General features: G+C 56.0%; 23 protein-coding genes. 4 read left to right on the top strand and 19 right to left on the bottom strand.

What is annotated here, in order from left to right; all coding sequences use genetic code 11:
* Positions 1–89: 89 nt before the first annotated feature.
* From gstA to blr, 12 genes are all read right to left on the bottom strand, one after another.
* Entirely contained in the window at positions 90–695 is a 606-nt protein-coding gene (gene gstA, locus ACOTYH_RS00925; protein ID WP_003857598.1) for a glutathione transferase GstA, read from the bottom strand.
* Between the two features lie 105 nt (positions 696–800).
* Positions 801–2,309, bottom strand: coding sequence for a dipeptide/tripeptide permease DtpA (gene dtpA / locus ACOTYH_RS00920; RefSeq protein ID WP_003857596.1), 1,509 nt, complete (start codon positions 2,307–2,309; stop codon positions 801–803).
* A gap of 613 nt (positions 2,310–2,922) precedes the next feature.
* Positions 2,923–3,558 carry an endonuclease III gene (nth, locus tag ACOTYH_RS00915; protein WP_015570668.1) on the bottom strand — a complete coding sequence of 212 codons (636 nt, stop codon included), beginning with the start codon at positions 3,556–3,558 and terminating at the stop codon, positions 2,923–2,925.
* Entirely contained in the window at positions 3,555–4,241 is a 687-nt protein-coding gene (locus tag ACOTYH_RS00910; RefSeq protein ID WP_003857592.1) for an electron transport complex subunit E, read from the bottom strand. The genes nth and ACOTYH_RS00910 overlap by 4 nt, the downstream gene beginning before the upstream one ends.
* A 2-nt stretch (positions 4,242–4,243) precedes the next feature.
* Positions 4,244–4,864, bottom strand: coding sequence for an electron transport complex subunit RsxG (gene rsxG / locus ACOTYH_RS00905; protein ID WP_017384591.1), 621 nt, complete (start codon positions 4,862–4,864; stop codon positions 4,244–4,246).
* A 10-nt stretch (positions 4,865–4,874) separates the two neighbouring features.
* Entirely contained in the window at positions 4,875–5,927 is a 1,053-nt protein-coding gene (gene rsxD / locus ACOTYH_RS00900) for an electron transport complex subunit RsxD (RefSeq protein ID WP_015570666.1), read from the bottom strand.
* Entirely contained in the window at positions 5,928–7,949 is a 2,022-nt protein-coding gene (gene rsxC / locus ACOTYH_RS00895) for an electron transport complex subunit RsxC (RefSeq protein WP_032653352.1), read from the bottom strand.
* On the bottom strand, positions 7,942–8,520 hold the full coding sequence (gene rsxB, locus ACOTYH_RS00890) for an electron transport complex subunit RsxB (RefSeq protein WP_040117572.1): 579 nt from the start codon (positions 8,518–8,520) through the stop codon (positions 7,942–7,944). The genes rsxC and rsxB overlap by 8 nt, the downstream gene beginning before the upstream one ends.
* On the bottom strand, positions 8,520–9,101 hold the full coding sequence (gene rsxA, locus ACOTYH_RS00885) for an electron transport complex subunit RsxA (RefSeq protein WP_000133206.1): 582 nt from the start codon (positions 9,099–9,101) through the stop codon (positions 8,520–8,522). Before rsxA ends, rsxB begins: the two co-directional genes overlap by 1 nt.
* Before the next feature lie 76 nt (positions 9,102–9,177).
* Entirely contained in the window at positions 9,178–9,618 is a 441-nt protein-coding gene (locus ACOTYH_RS00880; protein ID WP_047717835.1) for a DUF2569 domain-containing protein, read from the bottom strand.
* 85 nt (positions 9,619–9,703) lie between these two features.
* Entirely contained in the window at positions 9,704–9,919 is a 216-nt protein-coding gene (gene ydgT, locus ACOTYH_RS00875; RefSeq protein ID WP_000217941.1) for a transcription modulator YdgT, read from the bottom strand.
* A gap of 229 nt (positions 9,920–10,148) precedes the next feature.
* The gene (gene blr, locus ACOTYH_RS00870; protein ID WP_151884424.1) at positions 10,149–10,274 is read right to left on the bottom strand and encodes a division septum protein Blr; all 126 of its coding nucleotides are present in this window, start codon (positions 10,272–10,274) and stop codon (positions 10,149–10,151) included.
* Between the two features lie 239 nt (positions 10,275–10,513).
* On the opposite strand from blr, the gene ACOTYH_RS00865 reads away from it, so the two are divergent.
* Entirely contained in the window at positions 10,514–11,554 is a 1,041-nt protein-coding gene (locus ACOTYH_RS00865) for an oxidoreductase (RefSeq protein WP_032648137.1), read from the top strand.
* A gap of 56 nt (positions 11,555–11,610) precedes the next feature.
* On the opposite strand, the gene add is transcribed toward ACOTYH_RS00865, so the two are convergent.
* The 3 genes from add to malX all read right to left on the bottom strand — a co-directional run bounded on the left by add (position 11,611) and on the right by malX (position 15,520).
* On the bottom strand, positions 11,611–12,609 hold the full coding sequence (add, locus tag ACOTYH_RS00860; RefSeq protein WP_032653360.1) for an adenosine deaminase: 999 nt from the start codon (positions 12,607–12,609) through the stop codon (positions 11,611–11,613).
* Positions 12,610–12,705: 96 nt separating this feature from the next.
* Positions 12,706–13,878 carry a MalY/PatB family protein gene (locus tag ACOTYH_RS00855; protein ID WP_063413519.1) on the bottom strand — a complete coding sequence of 391 codons (1,173 nt, stop codon included), beginning with the start codon at positions 13,876–13,878 and terminating at the stop codon, positions 12,706–12,708.
* A 49-nt stretch (positions 13,879–13,927) separates the two neighbouring features.
* A complete protein-coding gene (gene malX, locus ACOTYH_RS00850) occupies positions 13,928–15,520 on the bottom strand; it encodes a maltose/glucose-specific PTS transporter subunit IIBC (RefSeq protein WP_063413518.1) in 1,593 nt (530 codons plus the stop codon).
* A 179-nt stretch (positions 15,521–15,699) separates the two neighbouring features.
* Between malX and ACOTYH_RS00845 the strand changes: the two genes are divergently transcribed.
* Positions 15,700–16,728 carry a Mal regulon transcriptional regulator MalI gene (locus tag ACOTYH_RS00845; RefSeq protein WP_022647925.1) on the top strand — a complete coding sequence of 343 codons (1,029 nt, stop codon included), beginning with the start codon at positions 15,700–15,702 and terminating at the stop codon, positions 16,726–16,728.
* 101 nt (positions 16,729–16,829) lie between these two features.
* On the opposite strand, the gene ACOTYH_RS00840 is transcribed toward ACOTYH_RS00845, so the two are convergent.
* Positions 16,830–18,356 carry a YdgA family protein gene (locus ACOTYH_RS00840; protein WP_421637510.1) on the bottom strand — a complete coding sequence of 509 codons (1,527 nt, stop codon included), beginning with the start codon at positions 18,354–18,356 and terminating at the stop codon, positions 16,830–16,832.
* Between the two features lie 99 nt (positions 18,357–18,455).
* On the bottom strand, positions 18,456–19,631 hold the full coding sequence (manA, locus tag ACOTYH_RS00835; RefSeq protein ID WP_045347981.1) for a mannose-6-phosphate isomerase: 1,176 nt from the start codon (positions 19,629–19,631) through the stop codon (positions 18,456–18,458).
* 199 nt (positions 19,632–19,830) lie between these two features.
* Between manA and fumA the strand changes: the two genes are divergently transcribed.
* Entirely contained in the window at positions 19,831–21,477 is a 1,647-nt protein-coding gene (gene fumA, locus ACOTYH_RS00830) for a class I fumarate hydratase FumA (RefSeq protein ID WP_063413517.1), read from the top strand.
* Positions 21,478–21,659: 182 nt separating this feature from the next.
* Positions 21,660–23,054 carry a class II fumarate hydratase gene (fumC, locus tag ACOTYH_RS00825; RefSeq protein WP_017693543.1) on the top strand — a complete coding sequence of 465 codons (1,395 nt, stop codon included), beginning with the start codon at positions 21,660–21,662 and terminating at the stop codon, positions 23,052–23,054.
* Here the strand turns inward: fumC and tus are convergent, their stop codons facing one another.
* Together tus and rstB are read right to left on the bottom strand one after the other, a co-directional pair.
* The gene (gene tus / locus ACOTYH_RS00820; protein WP_421637509.1) at positions 23,055–23,984 is read right to left on the bottom strand and encodes a DNA replication terminus site-binding protein; all 930 of its coding nucleotides are present in this window, start codon (positions 23,982–23,984) and stop codon (positions 23,055–23,057) included.
* A 74-nt stretch (positions 23,985–24,058) separates the two neighbouring features.
* The gene (gene rstB, locus ACOTYH_RS00815) at positions 24,059–25,357 is read right to left on the bottom strand and encodes a two-component system sensor histidine kinase RstB (RefSeq protein WP_023303638.1); all 1,299 of its coding nucleotides are present in this window, start codon (positions 25,355–25,357) and stop codon (positions 24,059–24,061) included.
* Between the last annotated feature and the right edge of the window lie 21 nt (positions 25,358–25,378).

Here is a 25,378-nt window from a genome sequence, read left to right as displayed (position 1 = left end):
AAACGCCCGTCGCCGCTGCGCTTGCACGGGCCTACGGAATTTATAGGCCGGGTAAGCGTCAGCGCCACCCGGCAATCCAGGCCGCTCGGTTAATTCAACCCTTCCGCTTTCAGCGCCGCTGCCACCGCAGGACGCTCCGCCACGCGCGTCATATACGATGCGACATGGTCTAATCCTTCCATGTTCAGCTTAACCGCGCGCGCCCAGCGCAGAACGGTAAACAGATAGGCATCGGCGATGGTGAAACGCGAGCCACAGATCCACTGGTCGTCTTTCAGCGCGTCGTTAACGTACTGCAACTTTTTCTCCAGCAGCGCGCGCACGGTAGGTTTGTACTCTTCCGGCGTGTCCGGGCGGAACAGGGGCGTAAAGCCTTTGTGCAGTTCGGTGGCAATATAGTTCAGCCACTCCAGCGTTTTATAACGCGCAATGCTGCCGGTGGGGGCAAGGAGCTGACGATCCGGTACGTTGTCCGCCAGGAATTGCATAATCGCCACCCCTTCGGTCAGCAGGGTGCCATCATCCAGCAGCAGGGCCGGAACCTGGCCTTTTGGGTTAATCGCAAAAAAGTCATCCCCGTTTTCCAGACGCTTTTTCATCAGGTCAACGCCGTCCAGCGTGAAATCTTTACCGCTCTCGCGAAGCGTAATATGGGAAGCAAGAGAGCAGGCGCCCGGTTTATAGAACAGTTTCATCGGTAACTCCTTTTTGCTGAGGTTCCAGCTATGTTAGTGCGCGTTCGGATAAAAAAAAAGCCGCTAATCAATTAGCGGCTTCTGTTCAGTCGTTTCCCGATGACATTACGCGTTCGCGGTTTTGATCGCTTTAGCGGATTTGTCGTCGTCCTGGGTCATACGATTCAGTTTAGGTGCGGTCAGCAGCATCAGCACGGCAATCACGGCGGTCGCGATACCAATTTGCATGAACACGGTGCCGTAGACATTCAGGGAAACCAGCGGGTCGGTAACGTTGTCTGGTACCGCCATCAGGTTCGCAATCTTACCTGCGATGATAGCCGCGCCAGCGGTGGTCAGGAACCAGCTGCCCATGATGAAGCCCATCAGACGCTGAGGGACCAGCTGCGCAACCATCGCCAGGCCCAGACCGGAGATCATCAGTTCACCGATGGATTGCAGCGCATAGCTCAGGATCAGCCAGTTAACAGACACGATACCCGCGTCGGTCGCGAATTTCGTCCCCAGCGGCAGCACCAGGAATGCGCCAGAGCACAGCACCATACCGATAGCGAACTTGTGCGGCATAGGCAGACGGTCGCCCATCTTGTTATAGATAGCGGCCAGAATCGGGCTACCAATCATGATCCAGAACGGGTTCAGGGCCTGATACTGCTCCGGCTCGAACGCGATACCAAGGATGGAGTGCTCAACGTTGCGGATAGCGAAGAAGTTCAGAGACGTTGGCATCTGGCTGTACAGAACGAAGAAGATGATCGCTTCCAGCATCAGGATGAACGCCACAATCATCTTACGACGTGCCGCACCCTGCATCGCAAAGGCTTCTTTCGCGAAGATAATCACGATACCCAGCGCAACCACGCCCAGTACGGCACGTGCAACGCCCTGGTTGTGCAGCAGCCAGGTGGCGACAGCGGCCAGGATCACGATGCCGACGATGGTTGCCAGCAGTTTGCCCATGTGCACGGGTTCGAAGTCTGGTTTTGAACCATAGTCTTTAACCCAGCTACGGCAGAACAGGAAGTTCACAACGGTGATCAGCATACCCACGAAGCTCAGCGCAAACGCTACGCTCCAGCCGAATTTTGCGGCCAGCCATGGGGTTGCCAGCATAGAGAAGAAGGAACCGATGTTGATGGACATGTAGTACATGGTAAATGCACCGTCCAGACGTGGGTCATCTTTGCTGTAGCAGGTAGAGAGCAGGGAAGACGGGTTCGCCTTGAAGAGGCCGTTACCTACCGCGATGGTAGCCATGCCCATGTAAACCACACCTGCATCGTGCCCGGACCAGGCAACCAGCCCATAGCCAATCGCCAGAACAACGGCGCCCAGCATAATGACTCGTTTAGTACCGAGGACTTTATCGCCTAACCAGCCGCCGATAGCGACCAGGCCATACACCAGGGCGCTGAAGGAAGAGAACAGCGTGATGGAATCGGCTTCAGACATACCCAGTTGTTTAACCAGGTAAACCGCCATGATCCCTTGCAGGCCGTAGTAGCCAAAACGTTCCCATAATTCGATCGAGAAAATGAGATAGAACGCTTTAGGCTGTTTGAAAGCGTTAAGACTTACGCTCTCATCTGTTGGTTTATTGTTTGCAGTAGACACATATACCTCTTTTTTTACATCCCATATTAACGGGGGTGTTCATAGCGTGATGACCGTAGTCCATCCGCTTTATAGTTATATTGGGAGGGGAAACGGCGGGTAATGTTCACTATCCAGCCCCATCTGGCAATACGTTTGTAATAATCTGTTACATATAACTCTGGCGGTATAATCATCGGTTCATGCAAATGTTATACAGCGTTAAATCTCATCCGTTCAAAATTGATGGTTTTTTTCACTGTAATCGACCCTGTTTAATGGCTGTATGGCGATATGTTCTGCTATTTTGGGTGATTGGTAGTGATATAGCCCATATTCTGAAAAATGACTGGTCTTATGTGCGGTGTGGAATCGATGAAATCTTGTCTGACAAAGGGGTTGGGCGGGTTTTAACAACAAAAATCCAACATCAGGTTATCAGAGTGATCGCGATCACAGATGTATAGAAATTTTTGGTGATGAAAAAACTATTAACCTGTTTGAGTGTTAAATGACCGAAGAATCGACAATGCGTAAAGGAGAAAGAGAGGGCAATTTATGGTCAATCGGGAAGATATCAGAGCCCTTGTTAATTTTAAGGGCTTGAACAGGTAAGAAGTAAGGTGGTTTACGCTCAGGGATAGACTTTTTCTTTGTATTCGCAAAGATCTTCGATAATGCAGGAACCGCAGCGTGGCTTACGGGCAATACAGGTATACCGTCCGTGCAGGATCAGCCAGTGGTGGCAGTCCACCTTAAATTCCGCCGGGACCACTTTTAACAGCTTCTCTTCCACCTCTTCCACGTTTTTACCCGGCGCGAACCGGGTACGGTTAGAGACGCGAAAGATATGGGTATCCACGGCGATAGTCGGCCAGCCAAACGCCGTGTTCAGCACCACATTTGCCGTTTTACGCCCGACGCCCGGCAACGCTTCCAGCGCAGCGCGGTCTTCCGGGACTTCACCGCCGTGCTGCTCCAGCAGGATCCGGCAGGTCTTAATGACGTTTTCGGCCTTGCTGTTAAACAGGCCAATGGTCTTGATATAGGATTTCACACCTTCAACGCCCAGCTCCAGCATGGCCTGCGGCGTATTAGCGACAGGGTAGAGCAGGGCCGTGGCTTTGTTGACGCTCACGTCCGTCGCCTGTGCAGAGAGCAGCACCGCGATCAACAGTTCAAACGGCGAGTTAAAATTCAGCTCTGTCGTTGGATGAGGATTCTCATCGCGCAGGCGCGTCAGGATCGCAATGCGTTTCTCTTTATTCATACTGCTTTCTCGGGGATCCCTTCCTGTACGCTGCGCTCAGCGGCGCGGCGTTTACGTTTTTCATCAATCAGGTATTTTAACGCCAGCATCATCCCAAGGCCAATGAAGGCGCCAGGCGGCAGCATGGCCAGCAGGAACGGAGTGTCCGTATGGAACACCTCAATACGCAGCGACTTCGCCCAGCCGCCAAGCAGCGCGTCCGCACCGTCGAAGAGCGTACCGTTGCCCAAAATTTCACGCAGAGAGCCGAGGACGAACATGGCGGCAGTCGCGCCCATGCCGATGGAAAAACCATCCAGCGCGGATATGGCCGGATTGTTTTTCACCGCAAAGGCTTCAGCGCGGCCTACGACAATACAGTTAGTCACGATAAGCGGAATGAAAATCCCGAGCGACTGGTACAGGCCAAATGCGTAGGCGTTAATCAGCATTTGCACCACGCTGACCACCGACGCAATGATCATGACATAGATCGGAATACGGATTTCCGACGGCGTCCAGCGGCGCAAAACAGAAATGGAAAAGTTAGTCAGGGTCAGCACCAGCGTGGTCGCCAGCCCCAGCCCGAGCGCGTTGGTGGCGGTAGACGTCACCGCCAGCAGCGGACACAGCCCCAGCAGCTGTACCAGCGCGGAGTTGTTCTTCCAGAGACCCTGGACGATAACCTCTTTAACCTGGCTCATGGTCACTCCTCACAGGTGGAAAGATGATTGATCTGCGCGGGCAGCGTTTCGGCATACAGCCCGGCGCGCTTGACGGCGTTGACCACCGCGCGTGGGGTAATCGTGGCACCCGTGAACTGGTCAAACTCGCCGCCATCTTTTTTCACCGCGAAAGCAGGATCGTCTTCGCCATGAATCATCTTTCCGGCGAAGTGTAAGATCCAGTCGCTTAAGCGTGTTTCAATTTTGTCGCCAAGGCCCGGCGTTTCGTGATGCTCCGTCACGCGCGTGCCCAGCACGGTGCCGGAAAAATCGCTGCCCACCAGCAGCTGAATCGCACCGGAGTAACCGTCCGGCGCGGTGGCTTCCATGACGGCACCCACGGGATTATCGCCCTTGCGGGCAATATAAACGCGATGGGGTCCTTTACCGAGCTGCGGAGCCTGCACGACAAAGCAGCTTTTTTGCAGGTCATTATCGTAGAGGTCGGATGGGATCACCTGATCGAACAGCGTCTTTTGCTGCTTCATTGCCTGCTCTGCAATGGTAGTTTTCGTCAGTTCATTTACCAGCGCGGTCAGCCCGGTGAGGGCGGCAGCGAAGATCGCCAGCGTAACGCCGTGTTTTTGCATTGTTTTTAGCATGGCGTGACCCTTAGCGATGACCGTACACGCGTGGCCGCGTGTAGTAGTCTATGAGCGGAACGGTGATGTTAGCCAGCAGCACGGCAAATGCCACGCCGTCCGGATAACCGCCAAAGCTGCGAATAAGCCAGACCAGCAAACCCGCCAGCGCGCCGAAAATCAGACGTCCTCGGTTGGTGGTAGAGGCGGTGACCGGATCTGTCAGAATAAAGAATGCCCCGAGCATGGTCGCGCCGGAGAGCAGATGGAGCTGCGGGCTGGCCAGTGACTCAGGTGAGATGACCCAGCCGAGCGTCGAGCAGACGGCCAGCGTCACCAGGAAACTCACCGGAATATGCCAGCGGATTGCCTTCTGTTGCAGCAGGAACGCGCCGCCCAACAAATAGGCCAGATTGACCCACTGCCAGCCAGCACCCGCCAGTACGCCGCTGTAAATAGACGATTTCATCACCTGCTCCACGCTGTGTCCGGCACGCAGGGAGGTTTTGAAGGTATCGAGCGGGGTGGCCTGGCTGATGCCGTCCACGCCCATGCGAAGCGCGTTCATATCTGCGCCCAGCGCGGTGTGGCCGGTAAAGATAACGTGCAGGGCATCCATAAAGCCGGGGACGGTGGCGGCGATCTCATGCGGTGGCAGCCAGCTGGTCATCTGTACCGGGAAGGAGATCAGCAGTACCACGTAGCCAATCATCGCCGGGTTAAACGGGTTATGGCCCAGCCCGCCGTACAGCTGCTTGGCGATGATCACCGCAAACACCGTTCCCAATACCACCATCCACCACGGGGCGAACGGGGGAATGCTGATGGCCAGCAACAGGCCGGTCAACAGGGCGGAGTTATCGCTCAGGATGCGAGTCACTTCCATTTTGCGCAGCTTCAGGATCGCAGCTTCCGCTGCGACGGCACTGGCGCAACCCAGAACTAACTGGAAAAGCGTACCCCAGCCGAAAAACCAACACTGTACGGCAATACCTGGCAGCGCGGCCAGGCACACCAGCATCATAATACGCGATGTCTGGCGCTGGTTATGGGTATAAGGGGAACTTGCAATTCTGAAAACCATTTAATCCTCGTTAACGGCTTGCTGCGCGGCTTTCTTTGCCTGAACGCGCGCAATCGCGGCGGCGACTGCGGCTTTGCGTGGATCGTCGTTGGCGGCCGCAGGCCGTTCGTCCTGCTGTGCCGCTTTTCGTGCTTTGGCACGGGCGATGGCCGCTTCAACGGCGGCTTTACGCGGGTCGACAGGCGCTTCACTCTCTTCGGCTGGCTGAACCTGTGCCGCTTTTCGTGCTTTGGCACGGGCGATAGCGGCTTCAACGGCCGCCTTGCGCGGATCCGTCGCTTCCTGTTCAACCACCACTGTCTGCTGACCGGCCTTACGGGCTTTTGCCCTGGCGATAGCCGCTTCCACCGCCGCTTTACGCGGGTCGATATCGGCTTCCGGTTTGGCGTGTTGCGCTTTCTCCGCCTGACGCGCGCGAGCTTCGGCTTTACGCGCTTCGCGGGCCGCAATCGCTTCGCTGTTGTCCGGTCTTTCTCCCGGAGCGATCACAACCGTCTGGGCGGCGGTGGCTTTCTTCTCGCGCACGCGGGCCAGGGCTGCGTTAATGGCATCCTGATCTTTCGCCGCAGGCTGGACGGCAGCCTGCTTATGGCGTTCCTGACGGGCTTGTTTCTCGCGCTCCAGTCGCGCCTGACGCGCTTCAAAGCGGGCCTTCGCTTCAGCGGCACGTTTTTCTTCCATGGAGATGGCGTAGATTTCGGCTTTCTCCTGACGGAAGTATTGCACCAGCGGAATATTGCTTGGGCAGACCCAGGCGCAGGCACCGCATTCAATACAGTCAGCCAGGTTATGCGCCTGGGCTTTATCGTGCAGCTGGCCTTTGCTGTACCAGTACAACTGCTGCGGCAGTAAATCTGCCGGGCATGCGTCCGCACAGGCGCTACAGCGTATGCAGCCTTTCTCTTCCTGCGTTTCGCCCATCTCCGTTGGGGAAGGGGCGAGCAGGCAGTTGGTAATCTTCACCACCGGCACATCCAGCCACGGCAGGGTAAAGCCCATCAGCGGGCCACCCATAATGACCAGTTGATCGCTACCCGGGCAGAAGCCAGCCTGTTCCAGCAGATGACGGACCGGCGTACCCAGACGCGCCCAGACGTTGCCGGGACGGGAGACGGACTCGCCGGTCAGCGTGACGACGCGCTCGGTCAATGGCTCGCCGTCAATCACCGCACGTTTCACCGCGTAGGCGGTTCCCACGTTTTGCATCAGCACGCCGATGTCGGACGAACGGCCCCCGTGGGGGACCTGTTTGCCGGTCAGGATCTGCGTCAGCTGTTTTGCCCCGCCGGACGGGTATTTGGTCGGGATCACTCGCAGGGCGATATCGTGGCTGTCCGCCAGTACCGCACGCAGCATCGAAATGGCCTGCGGTTTATTGTCCTCAATACCGATCAGCACTTCGCGGGGTTGCAGAATATGCGCAAGAATGCGAATCCCTTCCACCACCTGCGCGGCACAGTCCTGCATCAGACGGTCATCGGCGGTGATGTACGGTTCGCACTCGGCGGCGTTGATGATCAGCGTTTCGATTTTATCGCCGCCGCCGTGAAGCTTAGCGCCGGTCGGGAAGCCTGCGCCTCCCAGACCCGCCACGCCGAACTGATGAATGCGTTCAATCAGCGCTTCACGGCTGTGGCAACGGTAGTCGCTCCAGCCGTCACGATCGATCCAGCGGTCTTCACCATCGGCTTCAATGATCACGCTCAGCTCAGACAACGCCGACGGATGGGCAACGGTATGGGGGGCAACAGCCACCACCTTACCGGAAGTCGGGGCATGTATCGGCAACATCCGTCCGCGACCAAAGGTCAGCGGCTGGCCGCGAAGAACGCTATCGCCTTCTTTCACGCACAGTTCACCTTCCGCGCCGATATGCTGTTTAAGGGGCATAACGTAACGGGTCGCCAGCGGGATCTGGCGCAGCGGCGTGCCGTTAGACTGCGATTTCATCTCAGGCGGATGAATGCCGCCGTCGAAATCCCAGATCTTCTCTTTTCTGAAGGCAGAAAATAACTTAAGCATGTTGTTCCACAGGAATATTGCGAACCGGAATGGTCTGAAGGTCCCACTTCCAGCTTTCAGTAGTCGTTTCAACCGGGCGTAGTTCTATACACTGCGTCGGGCAGGGCGCCACGCAGAGATTACAGCCGGTGCACAGATCCGCCACAACGGTGTGCATCGCGCGCGTTGAGCCCACAATGGCGTCAACAGGACACGCCTGAATACATTTGGTGCAGCCAATGCAGTTGGCTTCGTCGATGACAGCAAGGGCACGAACGGGCTCCTGGGCCTGTTCATCGCCGTCGACAGGCTGGGGATCGACGTTCAGCAGGGCAGCTATTTTAAGCATGACCGCTTCGCCACCCGGTGCGCAGCGGTTGATCTTTTCGCCCTGCACGCCCACCGCCTCAGCGTAAGGGCGGCAGCCAGGGTAGCCGCACTGCCCGCACTGGCTCTGCGGTAAAAGTTCATCAATTTTTTCAACCACCGGATCGTCCTCCACCGCAAACCGGCGGGAGGCATAACCCAGAATGATGCCAAAGACGAGTCCCAGTACGCTGATGGACGCGATGGCAATCCAGATAGCACTCATTACAACTTCACCAGACCACTAAAGCCCATAAAGGCCAGAGACATTAAACCTGCGGTCACCAGAGCGATGGCGTTACCGCGAAACGGCGCGGGAATATCCGCCGCGGCCAGACGCTCGCGAATCGAGGCGAACAGGACCATAACAAAAGAGAAACCGACCGCCGCGGAAAAACCGTACAGCGCCGATTGCAGGAAATTATGCCCAAGGTTGATATTGAGCAGCGCCACGCCCAGCACCGCGCAGTTGGTGGTGATGAGAGGCAGGAAAATGCCCAGCAGGCGATACAGGGCAGGGCTGGTTTTCCGCACCACCATCTCGGTAAATTGCACCACAACCGCAATGACCAGAATAAAGGACAAGGTGCGCAGGTAGAGCATGTCGAGCGGGATCAGGATCCAGGTATCAATCAGCCATGCGCAAATGGAGGCCATCGTCATCACGAAGGTGGTCGCCAGCCCCATGCCCATTGCCGTCTCCAGCTTTTTGGAGACGCCCATAAACGGGCACAGGCCAAGGAACTTCACCAGTACGAAGTTATTAACCAGCACAGTTCCGACAAAGAGCAGTAAGTAATCGGTCATTATTTAGCCTGAAATAAAATAGCCGCCTATTATCGGATAAACGACAACAGGCCACAACAGGTTAACTGTAAGGTTATTACGGGTTGACAAAGGTCTTCTTAACGCGCGTCGAACGCTTGAAATAAGGGACCATAAGCGCCGTCGCCAGTAGCGGAAACAGTAACTGGCGAACCGCCAGCGCGTCAGATACTGGCGAGAAAGCGAATGCTTTGACAGCCAGCAGCACGGAGACCAGCAGCCAGATAATGTAATGTTTCGGCACGTTTTTGCGGCGTTTGAAGAAGGCGATAGTCAGCCACAGCGTGTAGTACCACATCGCGATCGCGAAAACGAACGACACAAACCACGTTGCAATATTGAGCGCACTCTGGGACATCAGTGTCTGGATAGCATGAGGCGTAACCAGTGCGGTGGTGTATAGCAACAGCGCCAGCGAAGCGCTTAATAATGCCACCAGCAGCCATGCCAGCGGGGCGATTAACCAGCCCCCAATTCTCTCTCCAGGCAATGCGGTCATACGCTCTCCCATAGTCTGCGCGAAATGTTATACAGAAATTTGCAGGGCGGAGAGTATATAACATTTCACGCCGAAGGCTACTTTCTTATACAACGTAACGCCATACGGATTTAGGCACTTCCCCCACATTGAACAGACGACCGCCAGAGACCAGTTCGGCGCGACGATGGTCAGCAGCGCGGTACATATTGATGATGTCCTGATTATCCGACAGCGTGTAGTTCAGATGGTCAAACAGTTTTTCCAGGCTTTCAAGGGAATTGATCTTGCGAAATTTTAATAAATAGTCCTGAACTGTCATGTTAATAAGTTTCCATATAAAAGGGTAATACCCATAAAGGTAATGCGTTCGAATAATAAACGGATTAATAAAGACGTAAACTGTCCACTCGGGTAACGCGACGAAATTAGGAGTTTTCTTTGCGAAGATTCAGGCATCAGCAGATGCCTGGAAGAGAAGGGTAACCCCGTTCATTACGGCTGGCAATACGTTCCATGACGTAATGTGTCACGCTTTATGACGACACGGCTTACTTTTGTTGTGCGACAGTCACAGGCTCCGGCGGCTGGTAGTTATCGATATGGCTGGCAATGCCGAGCAACACGACTGAAACCCCAAGGACAATCCATCCCGCTAATTCAATGATTCGATTAATTATTGACGACATAATTTGTGTTTGTAATTTATCCATAAATACAGATTACAAATGTTACAGCGCCCTTTTCGCCAGAGCAAGCGCTTTGGGAACGATTCCCCGAACCCATATACACACTTTAATGCGAGGTAACAAAAAACGCTGTCGCGAGATGCTATTTTAACTCACAGGGCACATTATTAATGTGTGCGTTAAGCACAAGGCCAGTGATAAATAAGCGCACAGCGAGGGGGCAAACGATGAGTGAAAACATCCGCGTCGGTCTTATTGGCTACGGGTACGCAAGCAAAACCTTTCATGCACCGCTGGTTGCCGGCACGCCGGGAATGGAACTGGCGGCTATCACAAGCAGCGATGAGACTAAGGTCCGCGCCGACTGGCCAGCCGTGCCGGTGGTAACGGAGCCTAAGCATCTGTTTAACGATCCTAATATTGACCTTATTATCATTCCAACTCCTAACGACACTCATTTCCCCCTGGCGAAAGCGGCGCTGGAGGCAGGGAAACATGTTGTTGTCGATAAGCCCTTCACCGTGACGTTGTCACAGGCGCGCGAGCTGGATGCGCTGGCGCGTAGTCTGGGTCGGTTATTATCGGTCTTTCACAATCGGCGCTGGGACAGCGATTTCCTGACGGTTAAGGCGCTGATAAACGAAGGCACGCTCGGCGAAATTGCCTTTTTTGAGTCGCACTTCGATCGTTATCGTCCGCAGGTGCGAGATCGCTGGCGCGAGCAGGCGGGACCGGGTAGCGGCATCTGGTATGACTTAGCGCCGCATCTTCTCGATCAGGCCGTTCATCTGTTTGGTTTGCCCGTGAGCATGACGGTCGATTTAGCGCAGCTCAGGCCGGGGGCGCAGACCACCGACTATTTCCATGCCATTTTGAGTTATCCGCAGCGGCGCATTGTGCTGCACGGGACAATGCTTGCGGCGGCGGAATCGGCCCGCTATATCATTCACGGGGCGCGCGGCAGCTATGTGAAGTTCGGCCTGGATCCGCAGGAAGAGCGCCTCAAAAATGGCGAACGCTTACCGCAGGAGGACTGGGGCTACGACATGCGCGACGGGGTGGTGACGCGTGCGGAGGGGGAGGTACTGGTTGAAGAGACGGTATTGACCCTGCCGGGGAACTATCCAGCGTATTACGCCGCCATTCGTGACGCGCTGAACGGTTCAGGTGAAAATCCGGTTCCCGCAAGCCAGGCAATTCAGATTATGGAGCTCATCGAGCTCGGGATCGAATCTGCCAAACATCGCGCAACGCTCTGTCTGGCATAAGTGCTAAACGCTTTCGTAGGCCGGGTAAGCGCAGCGCCACCCGGCAGTAAAGAGGACTACTGAGCAACTTTATCGCGCAGCGCCTGTTTCTCTTCAGGCGTCAGGAAGGCGATCTCCAGCCCGTTGATTTGCGCCTGACGGATCTGCTCGCGGCTCAGCCCGGCCTGTGGTGCGGCGATGTTGTATTCGTGAATAATATCCACGCCCTGAACCGCCGGATCGTCCGTGTTCAGCGAAGCCAGCACCCCGTGTTCGAGGAAGGTTTTCAGCGGGTGTTGCGCCAGCGACGCTACTGTACTGGTCTGAATATTGGAGGTCAGGCAGGATTCGATTCCAATACGTTGTTCGGCGAGGAAATCCATCAGCGCGCGATCTTCAATGGCTTTCACGCCATGACCTATACGTTCCGCACCCAGTTCACGAATGGCCTGCCAGATGCTTTCCGGCCCCGCAGCTTCGCCCGCATGAACGGTAATATGCCATCCTGCATCACGTGCGCGGTTGAAATGAGACAGGAACAGACTGCCCGGGAAGCCCAGCTCGTCACCGGCCAGGTCGATGGCGGTGATCTGGTCGCGATGCGCCAGTAATGCTTCCAGTTCCTGAAGACAGGCCGCTTCACCGAAGGTACGGCTCATAATGCCAATCAAACGCGCCTGAACGTCAAAGGTTTTGCAGCCTTCACGCACGCCTTCAATGACCGCTTCAACCACGCCCGCTACGGGGAGGTTATGGGTCATCGCCATATAGCCCGGGGAGAAACGCAGTTCAACATAGTGCAGGCCGTTACGCGCGGCATCTTCGATGTTTTCAAAGGCGACACGGCGACAGGCATCGACCGAGGCCAGCATCTTCACGCCCCAGTCGAGCTTGCTCAGAAAACTCACCAGATCCGGTTCGTTCGACGTGACCTGAACATGCGGGATCAGGGTTTCAAGCGTTTCGGCAGGGAGGGTTAAATTGAACTGGCGACTAAGATCGAGAATGGTTTGGGCACGAATGTTTCCGTCGAGGTGGCGGTGAATATCAGTTAAAGGCAGGCGTGTATCAATCATGGTCGCACTCTTTGCTGGTTAAAGTGCGCCATATTATAAAAACAAAACGGGGTAAAAAGCTATTTGCGCAAGGGAATATTCCGTTGCGCAAATGATTTACAGCAGAGTGTTGATGCCAGCGATAAGGCGTTGAACGCCCTGTTCAAGCTTACTACGCGGACAGCCAGCATTCAGACGCACAAAGCCTTTACCTTCATCCCCATAGGTATATCCCGGCATGATGGCCACTTTTTGCTGATCAATCAGCACGTTTTGCAGCGTATTGTCATTAATGCCAAGCGGGCTGAGATCGATCCATGCCAGATAGGTGGCCTCGGGCGGTTGCCAGTTGAGTGTCGGAAATGCAGTATTCAGTTCGTCAGCAATGTAGCGCAGGTTTTCTTCGAGATAGGTCCGCAGCGCGTCCAGCCAGGGTTCTCCCTGTCGGTAGGCAGCAATGTGCGCGGTCAGCGCCAGCACGGAAGGGGAAGAGAGTCCGTCCCGACCTTTTAATGCATTCAGATAGGCGTTACGGCTGGCGTCATCGGCGATAAGCCCCCAGGCACCCGTCAGCGCCGGAATGTTGAAGCTTTTGGAACCCGAGGTCAGCAGCGCCCATTTACCGCGCGCAACCTCATTCCACGGGGTATGACGATGCGTGCCCCATACCATGTCCATATGAATTTCGTCGCTGATCACCGCTACGTCATAACGTTCACACAGGGCCGCCATTGTGGTCAGCTCTTCCCGCGTCCAGACTTTGCCGGTCGGGTTTTGCGGGCTACACAGCAGCAGCACCTTGTTTTCCGGTTTTGACAGCGCCGCTTCCAGCCCGGCCATATTGCCCTCCCAGCCATGCGCTGTTTTCTGCATCGGCACGGAAACAACGGTACGCTGGTTGCCGTCGATGGCTTTATAAAAGGCATCGTAAGCCGGGGTATGGACCACCACGCCGTCGCCAGGCGAGGACCAGAGGCGGATCAGCTCCGAGACCATATAAATGACCGACGGCCCATACACCACGGTTTCGGTATCAATCTGACTGTTAAAGCGTTGCCGGAACCAGTGCGCCACGGCGGCCAGAAATTCGTCATTTTTCCAGCGACTGTAGCCAAACACCCCGTGGTTGATTCGCTGGTGCAGCGCATCGGTAATGCAGGGGGCGGTGGCGAAATCCATATCAGAGATGGTGAAGGGCAGCAGGTCGGCAGCGCCAAAACGGTCAGCGACATAATCCCACTGGGTACACCAGGTGCCGTGTCGATCCACGACGGTTGAAAAATCAAACATGACGGTGCTCCGTAAAGTAAAACCCCCTCATGACGAGGGGGGCGAGGCATCAGGCTTCGACGGTTCGCATCAGGGTTGCCAGCTCATCCTTCACTGACTGTACCTGCGGGCCAATGACGACCTGCAAATTGTGTTGATTTAACTGTACCACCCCAATAGCCCGGTTAGCTTTAAGTGCGTTGGTATCCACTTTGGACATGTCCGCCACCGACATACGCAGGCGGGTGATGCAGTTATCCAGAGAGGTAATGTTATCCGCACCGCCCAGCGCCGCCAGAATAGCCGGCGTGTTATATCCGGATTTCCCAACGGTACCAGCTACCGCCTGTTCAACGCTGGTGGCCGTATCGGTATCGCGGCCAGGCGTTTTCAGGTTAAAGCGGGTGATGGCGAAGCGGAAGATCCCGTAGTAAACCGCGAACCAGATGGCGGCCACAACCGGCACCAGATACCACTTGGTGGACAGACCGTGCAGGATACCGAAGACCACGAAGTCAATCACGTTACCGTCGGTGTTACCGATGGTCACACCGAGCACAGCCATCACGGTAAAGCCCAGGCCCGTCAGTACGGCGTGGATGAGGTACAGTACCGGCGCTACGAACAGGAACAGGAACTCGATAGGTTCTGTCGTACCGCCCACCACGCAGGCAATAACGCCGGAGATCAGCAGACCTTTAATTTTATGACGATTTTCCGGACGGGCACAGTGGTACATCGCCAGCGCTGCGCCCGGCAGGCCGCCGAGGAAGGCAGGCATTTTACCCTGAGAGAGGAAACGCGTCGCACTTTCAGAGAAGCCGTGAGTGGTCGGGCAGCTCAGCTGGGCCTGGAAGATGGTCAGCGCACCGCTAACGGAATGACCGCAAACGTCCATGGTGCCGCCTGCTTCCGTAAAACGGATCAGGGCAACCAGGATGTGCTGTAAACCAAACGGCAGCAGCAGACGTTCACCGGTACCGAAAATCATCGGGCCGAAATCACCCGCGCCGTTGATAATGCGGCCAATACCGGTGATCCCCATGGCAAAAATCGGCCAAATCAGAGGGATGATCAGACCAAACAGACCCATCACAACCAGCGTAATGATTGGCACAAAGCGGGTCCCGCCGAAGAAGGCCAGCGCATCGGGCAGGCGGATGTTGTGGAAGCGCTCGTGCAGCATCCAGATAATCACCCCCGCGATCACGGCTCCAAGGATCCCGGTATCGATGGACTGAATACCAATCACGCTCTGAATGTTATTGGCTTTCAGTACCGCCGCGTCGGTCGTGGGCAGGATCCCTTTGGCGGTCAGCCAGAAGTTAACCGCAAGGTTCATGACCGCATAGCCAACGAAGCCCGCAAACGCCGCCACGCCTTTGTTTTCGCGCGCCAGACCCAGAGGAATGGCGATACAGAACATTACCGGCAGGAAGCTAAAGGCAAAAGAGCCGACCTTGCTCATCCAGATGAAGATCGCCTGAAGTACCGGATTTCCGAGGAAAGGGATCAGGGTAATGACGTCGTGGCTGCTTAACGAGCTGCCGATCCCCAGCATGATCCCGCAAAAAGAGAGAAGCGCCACGGGCAGCATAAAGGTTTTACCCAGTTGCTGGAAAAACTCCCACAGCGATATTTTTTGTGCTGCTTTCGTCGTCATAAAACGACTCCTTAAATGGTAGAAAGAGATTTAACGACCTCGATGGGGCGAGAAGATAAAACGTTTTATCAAACTTTAGTGCGCGCTAAATCACATTCTCAGGCTTTTACTGGTAGTATAAAGATAGCGTATTGATAAAACGTTTTAGCGATCTCATTATCAAGGAGTCACGCCACCACATGGCTGTAGCGAAAAAGATCACCATCAACGATGTCGCGCTGGCGGCGGGGGTTTCCGTCAGCACCGTTTCGCTTGTATTGAGCGGGAAGGGGCGCATCTCTCCTGCAACGGGTCAGCGCGTCAACGAGGCCGTTGAGCAGTTAGGCTTTGTGCGTAATCGCCAGGCGTCGGCGCTGCGCGGTGGGCAAAGCGGGGTGATAGGGCTGATCGTTCGCGACCTCGCGTCGCCGTTTTATGCAGAACTGACCGCCGGGCTTACCGAGGCGCTTGAAGCGCAGGGGCGAATGGTTTTCCTGCTCCACGGTGGGCGCGAACCGGAGCAGCTGCTCTCCAGGCTGGATATGCTGCTGACGCAAGGGGTGGATGGGGTGATCGTGGCCGGCGCGTCCGGCGTGGGCAGTGAATTGTGTGAGCGCGCGGCGCAGAAAGGCGTACCGCTGGTGTTTGCCTCGCGCGCCAGCTATCTCGACGAAGCCGATACCCTTCGGCCAGATAACATGCAGGCCGCGCAAATGCTGACCGAGCATCTTATTCATCGCGGCCATCAGCGCATCGCCTGGCTCGGCGGTAAAAGCTCGTCCCTGACGCGTGCCGAGCGGGTGGGCGGTTACTGCTCCACGCTCATCAAATACGGCCTGCCGTTTCACAGCGAATGGGTGGTGGAGTGTGAATCCAGCCAGAAAAAAGCCGCGGAAGCCATCGGCACGCTGCTTCGCAACAGCCCGACGATCAGCGCGGTGATTTGCTATAACGACGTCATTGCGATGGGGGCGTGGTTCGGTTTAATCCGCGCCGGACGCCAGAGCGGTGAGGGCGGGGTAGAAACGTTTTTCGGCCATCAGGTAGCGCTGGGGGCGTTCGCGGACGTCGGTGAAAATGCGTTAGACGATCTCCCCATCGTCTGGGCGACGACGCCGGCTCGTGAGATGGGGTACACCCTGGCAGACAGGATCATGCAGCGCATTGAAAATACGGACGTGCAGGCCGGGCATCAGATTGTGGCTGCGCGGTTAGTGACGGTGAAGTAAACGCTTTGCTTGCACGGGCCTGCAACGACTCAGGATCGGAGGCCGGGTAAGCGTCAGCGCCACCCGGCAATAAAAAACCCCTCATGCGAGGGGTTTTTCGTTTACTGCTGCGGTACTGCCGGTGGCGCTGCCGGTTCAGCCGGTGCCGGAATGCCCAGCGTCGGCATACCAAACATACCGACAAACTCTTCCAGCGGCATTTTGTCGCCGTTGAGCGTCACCTGGCCATTAGCATATTGCAGGCTGGTGGAAATGGTGTTGTCTTCCACCTTCGTGATACGGAACATCTGGCCCATCGCCGCCAGGCCTTTCACCTGTTGGTTTGCCAGTTTCCCTGCATCTTCTTCACCATACCCTTCAAGTTTCGCAATCTGCGTCATGAACTCGGTCGCCATATCCATCGGGATGGTCAGCTTGCTGTCGAGCGATTTCACGCTGCGGTCAACTTCCTGCGCCAGGGTCTGCGGTTCGCCGGTCGCAGCGGCCGGATCCTTCAGGAACAGCGACAGGTTGAAGTTGGTTTCGCCTTTGCCGTTTTTCCAGCTCAGTGGCGCAACGGTAATCACCGGCTCGCCCTTCAGCAGGATCGGCAGGTTATTAAACAGCACCGTCATCGCCTGCTGCTGGTACGCCTGCGGGTTCTGTTGCAGGGCGGCATCGGTCAGCAGAGCCTGGCTCTCTTTACTGTATTTCTGACTGAATTCATGCCACGCCTGGCCGTCAATGTTGCCGATTTTCAGAGACAGCTTACCGGTACCCAGATCCTGATTCTGTACTTTCAGGCTTTCCAGGCTGTAATCCAGCTGGGTGTTGATGCTTTTACCGTCTTTGGAGACATCAGACTTACCGTCCAGATCCATGCCTTCCAGCACCGCCATCTCTTTGCCTTCGATCGCAATGGCGATCTTATCGAGGCTCAGTTTCTGGTCGCCGATACGCTCATCAAAATCGGCCATACGGCTATTGCCGCTGGCTTTCAGGTTGTTGAAGGTAAGCTGAACCTTCTGGTTATATTCATTGACTGAATTCACCAGGCCGCTGGCGGCATCGCCGGTCAGGGAGACATTCTTGCCGTCGCGATCGGCATCAAGCTGGAAATTACCGCCGCTGAAGGCGACTTTGTCGGTGCCTTGTTCGTAATTCAGGGCTTTCAGGTCGATGTCGGAATGCGTATCACCGGCATAGCTGATGCGGGTATTGATCTCAAACGGCGACTCATTTTTCGCCATATCGAAAATCGGCTTCGTCACCTCGTTATTCACCAGTACGGTTCTGGCGGATGCCATGGAGGGGATCAGGTTAAACTTTTTCAACTGCGCCAGCGGGAACGGACCGTGGCTGACCACTTCATCCAGCACCACGCTCTGGCCCGGTTTCAGCCAGGCGTTCTGATTACCCGCAACCGGCTTCACCACCACCTGCATATGGCTGGTAAACACGCCACGCTGGTAGTTCTGGTAGCTCAGCTCCAGACCTGCTTCAGGCGCGCTGCGCTTAATCTCGCTGTTTGCCTGCGTCATCATCTCTGCCAGACGGCTTTCCAGCTGTTTCCCGGTATACCAGGAAGCACCCGTCCAGATCACGCCTAAAGCAACAATCACTCCTACCGCTACGACCGATTTTTTCATTGCGATTATCCCTAAAATGAAACCAGGCGGTTAAAACCGCCTGGTGTTACAACGCCTGTTACTAGCTTAGCAAGAGTTGTTAAAAAATTCAGTAAGTCCCTAAAGCTTATTAAAAACACGCGCCAGGCGACCGTTGCCGCTCACCCGGACAGGCGACTCGTTGGCCGCGACAAAGGCGGATTCACCCGGTTTGAGCACCAGACGCTCGCTATCTTTATGCAACGTCGCTTCGCCTTCCACACAGAACAGGATCGCGGCGCTCTCCTGTGCAATGGCGGTTTCGTCTGCGCTGAGGTCATGCAGCGAGAAGGCAAAATCGTCAACCGGAATCGGGAAGTCCAGCTCTGCGCCGTTTTTCACCGGCTGCGTAAGCAGCTCCGCAGCAGGTTTCGCCACGAACTTCACGTTGGCAACCAGCTCAGGGATGTCGATGTATTTTGGCGTCAGGCCCGCGCGCAGTACGTTATCGGAGTTAGCCATCACCTCCAGCGCCACGCCGTTCAGGTAGGCGTGCGGGGTTTCAGCGAACAGGAACATCGCTTCGCCCGGGTTGAGCTTCACCACGTTCAGCAGCAGCGGAGAGAAGAGACCGCTGTCGTCCGGATAAAACGTGGAAATTACGCGAATGGTGTCCCATGGCTCACCCTGCTGGCTGTTCAGCGCGGCTTTCAGCACCGCCAGCGCGTGGGATTTTTCCTCGCCCTGCATATTCAGCAGGCTGGCAAACAGCTCGCTCAAGGCTTCTGCGTTCGGGTTTTCCAGGAAATGGGCGATCGCGTTGTGAGCCCCGGCGACCGGTTGCAGCAGGGAGATGATCTCGGAAAACTCGCGGAAGGCATTCATCGCCAGGAAAGGGGTAAGGGCGAAAACCAGTTCCGGCTTGTGGTTAGGATCTTTGTAGTTACGCTCTGCGGCGTCTAACGGAATACCGGCGGCATTTTCTTTGGCAAAGCCCAGCTCAGAGGCTTTTTTGTTCGGGTGAACCTGAATGGAGAGCGGCTGGTCGGCGCACAATACCTTGAACAGAAACGGCAGCTCACCAAAACGATTCGCCACTTTATCGCCGAGCAGTGCGGCTTTGTCGGCGTCGATGACGTCACGCAGGCTGCGAACCTGGCCGCTGGCATCTTCAATTTTTGAGCTGCTCTTCGGATGCGCGCCCATCCACAGCTCTGCCATCGGCAGGTTGTCCGGGTTGGCGATACCGTAGAGATCAGTTAACGCAGTTTTACTTCCCCAGGCGTAGTTTTGCACTGAGTTGATGAGTTTTTGCATTATCAAGCCCTGATTCATATGTGGAATTAACTCCGCGTATTAAAGCAATAAACCGAATGGAAGTAACCTGCGGATGTAAAAAGTCGTACTAGTCTCAGTTTTTGTTAAAAAATTGTGTAGGATAAGCTGACTCGCTTTTAAGCCGGGCAGCGGAACATCTGCCCTGAATAAACAGACCGAAGCAGTAAGTGAGAGAACAATGTCGAATAAACCCTTCCATTATCAGGATCCTTTCCCCCTCAGTCAGGATCAGACCGAGTATTACCTGTTAACCCGCGATTACGTTTCTGTCTCTGAGTTTGAAGGGCAGGAGATCCTCAAAGTTGACCCGCAGGCGCTGACGTTGCTGGCGCAGCAAGCCTTCCATGATGCTTCCTTTATGCTCCGTCCGGCGCATCAGCAGCAGGTTGCTGATATCCTGAGCGACCCGGAAGCGAGTGAGAACGATAAGTACGTTGCTCTGCAATTCCTGCGTAACTCTGATATCGCGGCGAAAGGCATTCTGCCGACCTGCCAGGACACCGGCACGGCGATTATCACCGGTAAAAAAGGCCAGCGCGTCTGGACCGGCGGCGGTGACGAAGCGGCGCTGGCGCGCGGCGTTTACAATACCTACACCGAAGACAACCTGCGCTATTCGCAAAACGCGGCGCTGGATATGTACAAAGAGGTGAACACCGGCACCAACCTGCCTGCGCAGATTGACCTCTACAGCGTCGACGGTGACGAGTACAAATTCCTCTGCATCGCCAAAGGCGGCGGTTCAGCCAACAAAACCTATCTTTACCAGGAAACCAAAGCGCTGCTTACCCCGGGCAAGCTGAAGAATTATCTGGTCGAGAAGATGCGCACCCTCGGCACCGCGGCCTGCCCGCCGTACCATATCGCGTTTGTGATTGGCGGTACGTCTGCCGAAAGCACCCTGAAAACCGTTAAGCTGGCCTCAACCAAATACTACGATAGCCTGCCAACGGAAGGTAACGAACATGGTCAGGCGTTCCGGGACGTGCAGCTTGAGCAGGAACTGCTGGCCGAAGCGCAGAATCTGGGCCTGGGCGCGCAGTTTGGCGGCAAATACTTCGCGCATGACATTCGCGTGATCCGCCTGCCGCGCCACGGTGCTTCCTGTCCGGTGGGCATGGGCGTCTCATGCTCGGCGGATCGCAACATCAAGGCGAAGATCAACCGCGACGGCATCTGGATCGAGAAGCTGGAGAACAACCCGGGCAAATATATTCCTGAAGAACTGCGTAAAGCGGGCGAGGGGGAAGCGGTTCGCGTGGACCTGAATCGTCCGATGAAAGAGATCCTCGCGCAGCTTTCGCAGTATCCGGTTTCAACGCGCCTTTCCCTGAACGGGACGATTATCGTGGGCCGCGACATCGCCCATGCGAAGCTGAAAGAGCGCCTGGACAACGGCGAAGGGCTGCCGCAGTACATTAAAGATCACCCGATCTACTACGCAGGCCCGGCAAAAACGCCTGACGGGTATGCTTCCGGCTCGTTAGGCCCAACCACGGCGGGCCGTATGGACTCCTACGTCGACCAGTTGCAGGCAAACGGCGGCAGCATGATCATGCTGGCGAAAGGCAACCGCAGCCAGCAGGTGACGGACGCGTGCCACAAGCACGGCGGCTTCTACCTCGGCAGCATAGGCGGCCCGGCAGCGGTGCTGGCGCAGGGCAGTATCAAGAGCCTGGAGTGCGTGGAGTACCCGGAACTGGGTATGGAAGCGATCTGGAAAATTGAAGTGGAAGACTTCCCGGCGTTCATCCTCGTGGATGACAAAGGTAACGACTTCTTCAAACAGATCCAGTCTTCCCAGTGTTCGGCGTGTGTGAAGTAATTCTGTAAATTGCCGGGTGGCGCTGACGCTTACCCGGCCTGCATTCTCGTAGGTCGGGTAAGGCGCAGCCGCCACCCGACATCAAAAAGAGCGCACAAAGCGCCATAACGTTTCTCAGAAGTCATCAATACTTATCTCTTAAGCATGTGAGCAATCCCATCTTTGTTATCAAGGAGTAAGTAATGACAATGCATCGCCGCGAGAAAGACTCCATGGGCGCCATCGACGTCCCGGCCGACAAGCTATGGGGCGCACAAACCCAGCGTTCGCTGGAGCATTTCCGCATTTCGACAGAGAAAATGCCCGTCTCGCTAATCCAGGCGCTGGCGTTGACCAAACGCGCTGCCGCCAAAGTCAATCAGGATCTGGGCCTGCTGGATGCCGATAAAGCCACCGCCATCATCAATGCCGCCGACGAAGTGCTGGCGGGCAAACATCCCGACGAATTCCCCCTTGCCATCTGGCAGACCGGCTCAGGCACCCAGAGCAACATGAACATGAACGAGGTGCTGGCGAACCGCGCAAGCGAGCTTCTTGGCGGCGTGCGCGGCATGGAGCGCAAGGTCCACCCGAACGATGACGTGAACAAAAGCCAGAGTTCCAACGACGTGTTCCCGACGGCCATGCACGTGGCAGCCGTCATCGCAATCCGCGAGCAGCTTATCCCGCAGCTCAACGTGCTTAAATCTACGCTTAACGAGAAAGCGCAGGCCTTCCGCGACATCGTTAAAATTGGTCGTACGCACCTTCAGGACGCCACGCCGCTGACGCTCGGCCAGGAGATCTCCGGCTGGGTGGCGATGCTGGAGCACAATCTTAAGCATATCGACAACAGCCTGCCGCATCTGGCGGAGCTGGCGCTCGGCGGGACGGCGGTGGGTACTGGGTTAAACACCCATCCCGAGTACGCGGTGCGCGTGGCCGAAGAGCTGGCGAAGATCACCGGGCAGCCGTTTGTTACCGCTCCGAATAAATTCGAAGCGCTGGCGACCTGTGATGCGCTGGTGCATACCCATGGCGCGCTGAAAGGGCTGGCGGCCTCGCTGATGAAAATTGCCAACGACGTGCGCTGGCTGGCCTCCGGCCCGCGCTGCGGCATCGGCGAAATCAGCATTCCGGAAAACGAGCCGGGCAGCTCCATTATGCCGGGTAAAGTGAACCCGACCCAGTGCGAAGCCATGACCATGCTGTGCTGTCAGGTGATGGGTAATGACGTGGCGGTTAACATGGGCGGCGCGTCGGGTAACTTCGAGCTTAACGTCTATCGCCCGATGGTGATCCACAACGTACTGCAATCGATTCGTCTGCTGGCCGATGGCATGGAGAGCTTTAACGAGCACTGCGCGGTGGGCATTGAGCCTAATCGCGAGCGAATCAGCCAGCTGCTGAATGAGTCTCTGATGCTGGTAACGGCGCTGAACACCCATATTGGTTATGACAAAGCGGCCGAAATCGCTAAAAAAGCGCACAAAGAGGGGCTTACCCTGAAAGCCTCTGCGCTGGCGCTGGGCTACCTGACGGACGCCGAGTTTGATGCCTGGGTCCGCCCGGAAGCGATGGTGGGCAGCCTCAGATAATCACTGCGCCACATACAGGTGCAGCCGCGGAATAATCAGCTGTAGCGGCTGCGCCTGGGGTTTATAGCGATGCTGAACGTTTTCAGCATCGTAATTCAGCAGTTCCCCGATATCCGGCATCACCGCACCCTGATCGGCATCGTAGAGCGCAATCAGCGGCGTCGGGCAGGCGTATTGCACCTGCTTTTGTTGTCCGGCGTACCAGACGCGGGCGATAGGCTGTACCTTCACCGGACGCTTTATTTTAAGACGGGTATCAGCTGGCAGGGAGGCAATGTTGTGGTACTCCTGCTCCAGCCGTTCAATCCACTGTTCCCGCGACCACGGGGCGACCGTTCGCGGCGATTTCAGGCTTTTCTCCAGCTGAGCCAGGATCTCATCGCGCGTGAAATTTTTAATGATGTGCTTGTTGGCCCAGCCGAAGCGCAGCGTGGCGGGGTGGCGCAGTACCGTCAGCGTGCGGTAAGCATTCAGGGTGATCAGCCCCGGAAGCTGGCGATGCACCCATTCAAAACGGGCAGCCGGCGCCAGCCCGGACTCAACGGTTACAATCTTCTCAAACGCGGCTTTCAGCGTATTGATATGCGTAATCTGCGCCTCAATTCCTTCACGCGTTGCGGCATCAGTTTGCAGGCAGATGACGCCGGGCAGGCGAACGGCGGCCTTACTGCTGCGATTTTCGGACTGCTGCTGGATGAAAAGGCGACGAAAGTGCTGCAACGTCATTTCCAGCGCCGCCTTGCCAATATGCTGCGTCACCTCAATGGTGTTCAGCGGGTCGTGCTCCGCGCCTTTCGCCACCTCGGGCAGGGAAAAGACGCGGGCGGCCAGCAGGCGGCAGTCCTGAAGTTGCCCCGTGAGGGTCAGTAACGCCTGCTCTATTTCCCGAAATGTGGTGTTAAGCCTTTCGATGAGATCGTAAGTTGCCATGACAGCCCTTAATTAGTTACAACATACTACTGATATAGCATAACACGCCGGGTCAGGCCAGCGTGTGGTTTAGGTCAGGCAGGTACGGGAAGGGGAAGATTGTGATAGATCGGCCAGCTAAAGACGAACCGGGCTCCACCCAGCTCGCTCGCTTCGCAGCGAACCGAACCGCCCATCGCCTGGGCAATAGAACGGACAATAGCCAGCCCCAGACCACAGCCGCCGGTAGCCCGGTCGCGGCTGGGATCGAGGCGCACAAACGGCTCAAAAACTTTTTCACGCTCCGCCGGCTCAATGCCGGGGCCATCGTCTTCCACACACAGAATCGCCTGGCTTCCCTGCAAATCTAAACCTATGCGCAGCGTCGTTTCGCTGTAGCGCATGGCGTTGTTCATCAGATTATCCAGCACGCGTTCCATCAGGCGCATGTCCAGTGCGCCGTACGCGCCGGGGGTAATGGCTGTCAGCAGTTTTCGCTGAGGGTTAACGCTCTGCACATCGTTAATATGCGTCTGTAGCCAGACGGGGAGATCCGGTGTACTGAGGTGCAACTCCGTCTGAGGCCGATCGAGGCGGGCATAGGTCAGCAGCTCTTCAATCAGCGCTTCAAGCTGGCCAATATCCCGATTGAGCGCCTGCGATTCCGCCCCGGTGAGGTTCTCGCTCATCTCCAGGCGATAACGCAGGCGTACCAGCGGAGTGCGCAGTTCATGCGCAATACCATCGATCAGCTGCTTCTTGCTGGCAATCAGTGCGTTGATGTTATCGGCCATCTGGTTGAAGGCAATACCGAGCCGGTCAAAACTGGAACCGCTGTCGAAATGTATGCGTTCAGTTAAATGACCCTCCCCAAAACGCTGTGCGGCGGATTCCAGTTTCAGCATGTCCTGCCAGTGCGGTCGCATCCAGATGAACACAGGTAAAGCGAGCGAAATGGCAATAAAGCCCAGCAGAGCGAGATCCAGCAGGCGCATCTGGTGCAGGTAATAGAGATAGGGCACTGGCCCGACGGCCAGAACATAATGGCTGCGCGGAATACGCTGAATGAAGGTATATTTCTCGTCCAGTGCGACGATGTCTCCGTCGCGCAGACGCTGCATCGCAGGCGGCGCTAAGTCAAAATCCTTCATGGGTTCGATACGCAGATCAAACGACAGATTCAGATCCAGCTCTTTTAACGTGCGCGCCCAGTCATGAGGAGGAATTTCTCGCAGCTCGCTACGCATCAGATAGAGCGAGCTTTTCATCAGATCGTCCAGAGATTGCCTGCCCGCGCGCTCTGCGGTGAACTTGTAGACCAGCCCGACCAGCATGGTCATCACCAGAAAGCAGACAAACAGCAGGAGATAAAACTGCACAAACAGCTTTTTCATTAAATATCACCGGTAAATCAA

This window comes from Enterobacter cloacae complex sp. SHL001, assembly GCF_049236825.1.
Lineage (GTDB): Bacteria > Pseudomonadota > Gammaproteobacteria > Enterobacterales > Enterobacteriaceae > Enterobacter > Enterobacter hormaechei_C.
The sequence above is the reverse complement of the archived record's forward strand: the minus strand, read 5'-3'. Positions and strand labels throughout refer to the sequence as shown.

Bases quoted from the DNA above. Each gene is read 5' to 3' on its own strand.
- gstA (WP_003857598.1), bottom strand. From the start codon at position 695: ATGAAACTGTTCTATAAACCGGGCGCCTGCTCTCTTGCTTCCCATATT.
- nth (WP_015570668.1), bottom strand. From the start codon at position 3,558: ATGAATAAAGAGAAACGCATTGCGATCCTGACGCGCCTGCGCGATGAG.
- ACOTYH_RS00910 (WP_003857592.1), bottom strand. From the start codon at position 4,241: ATGAGCCAGGTTAAAGAGGTTATCGTCCAGGGTCTCTGGAAGAACAAC.
- rsxG (WP_017384591.1), bottom strand. From the start codon at position 4,864: ATGCTAAAAACAATGCAAAAACACGGCGTTACGCTGGCGATCTTCGCT.
- rsxD (WP_015570666.1), bottom strand. From the start codon at position 5,927: ATGGTTTTCAGAATTGCAAGTTCCCCTTATACCCATAACCAGCGCCAG.
- rsxC (WP_032653352.1), bottom strand. From the start codon at position 7,949: ATGCTTAAGTTATTTTCTGCCTTCAGAAAAGAGAAGATCTGGGATTTC.
- rsxB (WP_040117572.1), bottom strand. From the start codon at position 8,520: ATGAGTGCTATCTGGATTGCCATCGCGTCCATCAGCGTACTGGGACTC.
- rsxA (WP_000133206.1), bottom strand. From the start codon at position 9,101: ATGACCGATTACTTACTGCTCTTTGTCGGAACTGTGCTGGTTAATAAC.
- ACOTYH_RS00880 (WP_047717835.1), bottom strand. From the start codon at position 9,618: ATGACCGCATTGCCTGGAGAGAGAATTGGGGGCTGGTTAATCGCCCCG.
- ydgT (WP_000217941.1), bottom strand. From the start codon at position 9,919: ATGACAGTTCAGGACTATTTATTAAAATTTCGCAAGATCAATTCCCTT.
- ACOTYH_RS00865 (WP_032648137.1), top strand. From the start codon at position 10,514: ATGAGTGAAAACATCCGCGTCGGTCTTATTGGCTACGGGTACGCAAGC.
- add (WP_032653360.1), bottom strand. From the start codon at position 12,609: ATGATTGATACACGCCTGCCTTTAACTGATATTCACCGCCACCTCGAC.
- ACOTYH_RS00855 (WP_063413519.1), bottom strand. From the start codon at position 13,878: ATGTTTGATTTTTCAACCGTCGTGGATCGACACGGCACCTGGTGTACC.
- malX (WP_063413518.1), bottom strand. From the start codon at position 15,520: ATGACGACGAAAGCAGCACAAAAAATATCGCTGTGGGAGTTTTTCCAG.
- ACOTYH_RS00845 (WP_022647925.1), top strand. From the start codon at position 15,700: ATGGCTGTAGCGAAAAAGATCACCATCAACGATGTCGCGCTGGCGGCG.
- ACOTYH_RS00840 (WP_421637510.1), bottom strand. From the start codon at position 18,356: ATGAAAAAATCGGTCGTAGCGGTAGGAGTGATTGTTGCTTTAGGCGTG.
- manA (WP_045347981.1), bottom strand. From the start codon at position 19,631: ATGCAAAAACTCATCAACTCAGTGCAAAACTACGCCTGGGGAAGTAAA.
- fumA (WP_063413517.1), top strand. From the start codon at position 19,831: ATGTCGAATAAACCCTTCCATTATCAGGATCCTTTCCCCCTCAGTCAG.
- fumC (WP_017693543.1), top strand. From the start codon at position 21,660: ATGACAATGCATCGCCGCGAGAAAGACTCCATGGGCGCCATCGACGTC.
- tus (WP_421637509.1), bottom strand. From the start codon at position 23,984: ATGGCAACTTACGATCTCATCGAAAGGCTTAACACCACATTTCGGGAA.
- rstB (WP_023303638.1), bottom strand. From the start codon at position 25,357: ATGAAAAAGCTGTTTGTGCAGTTTTATCTCCTGCTGTTTGTCTGCTTT.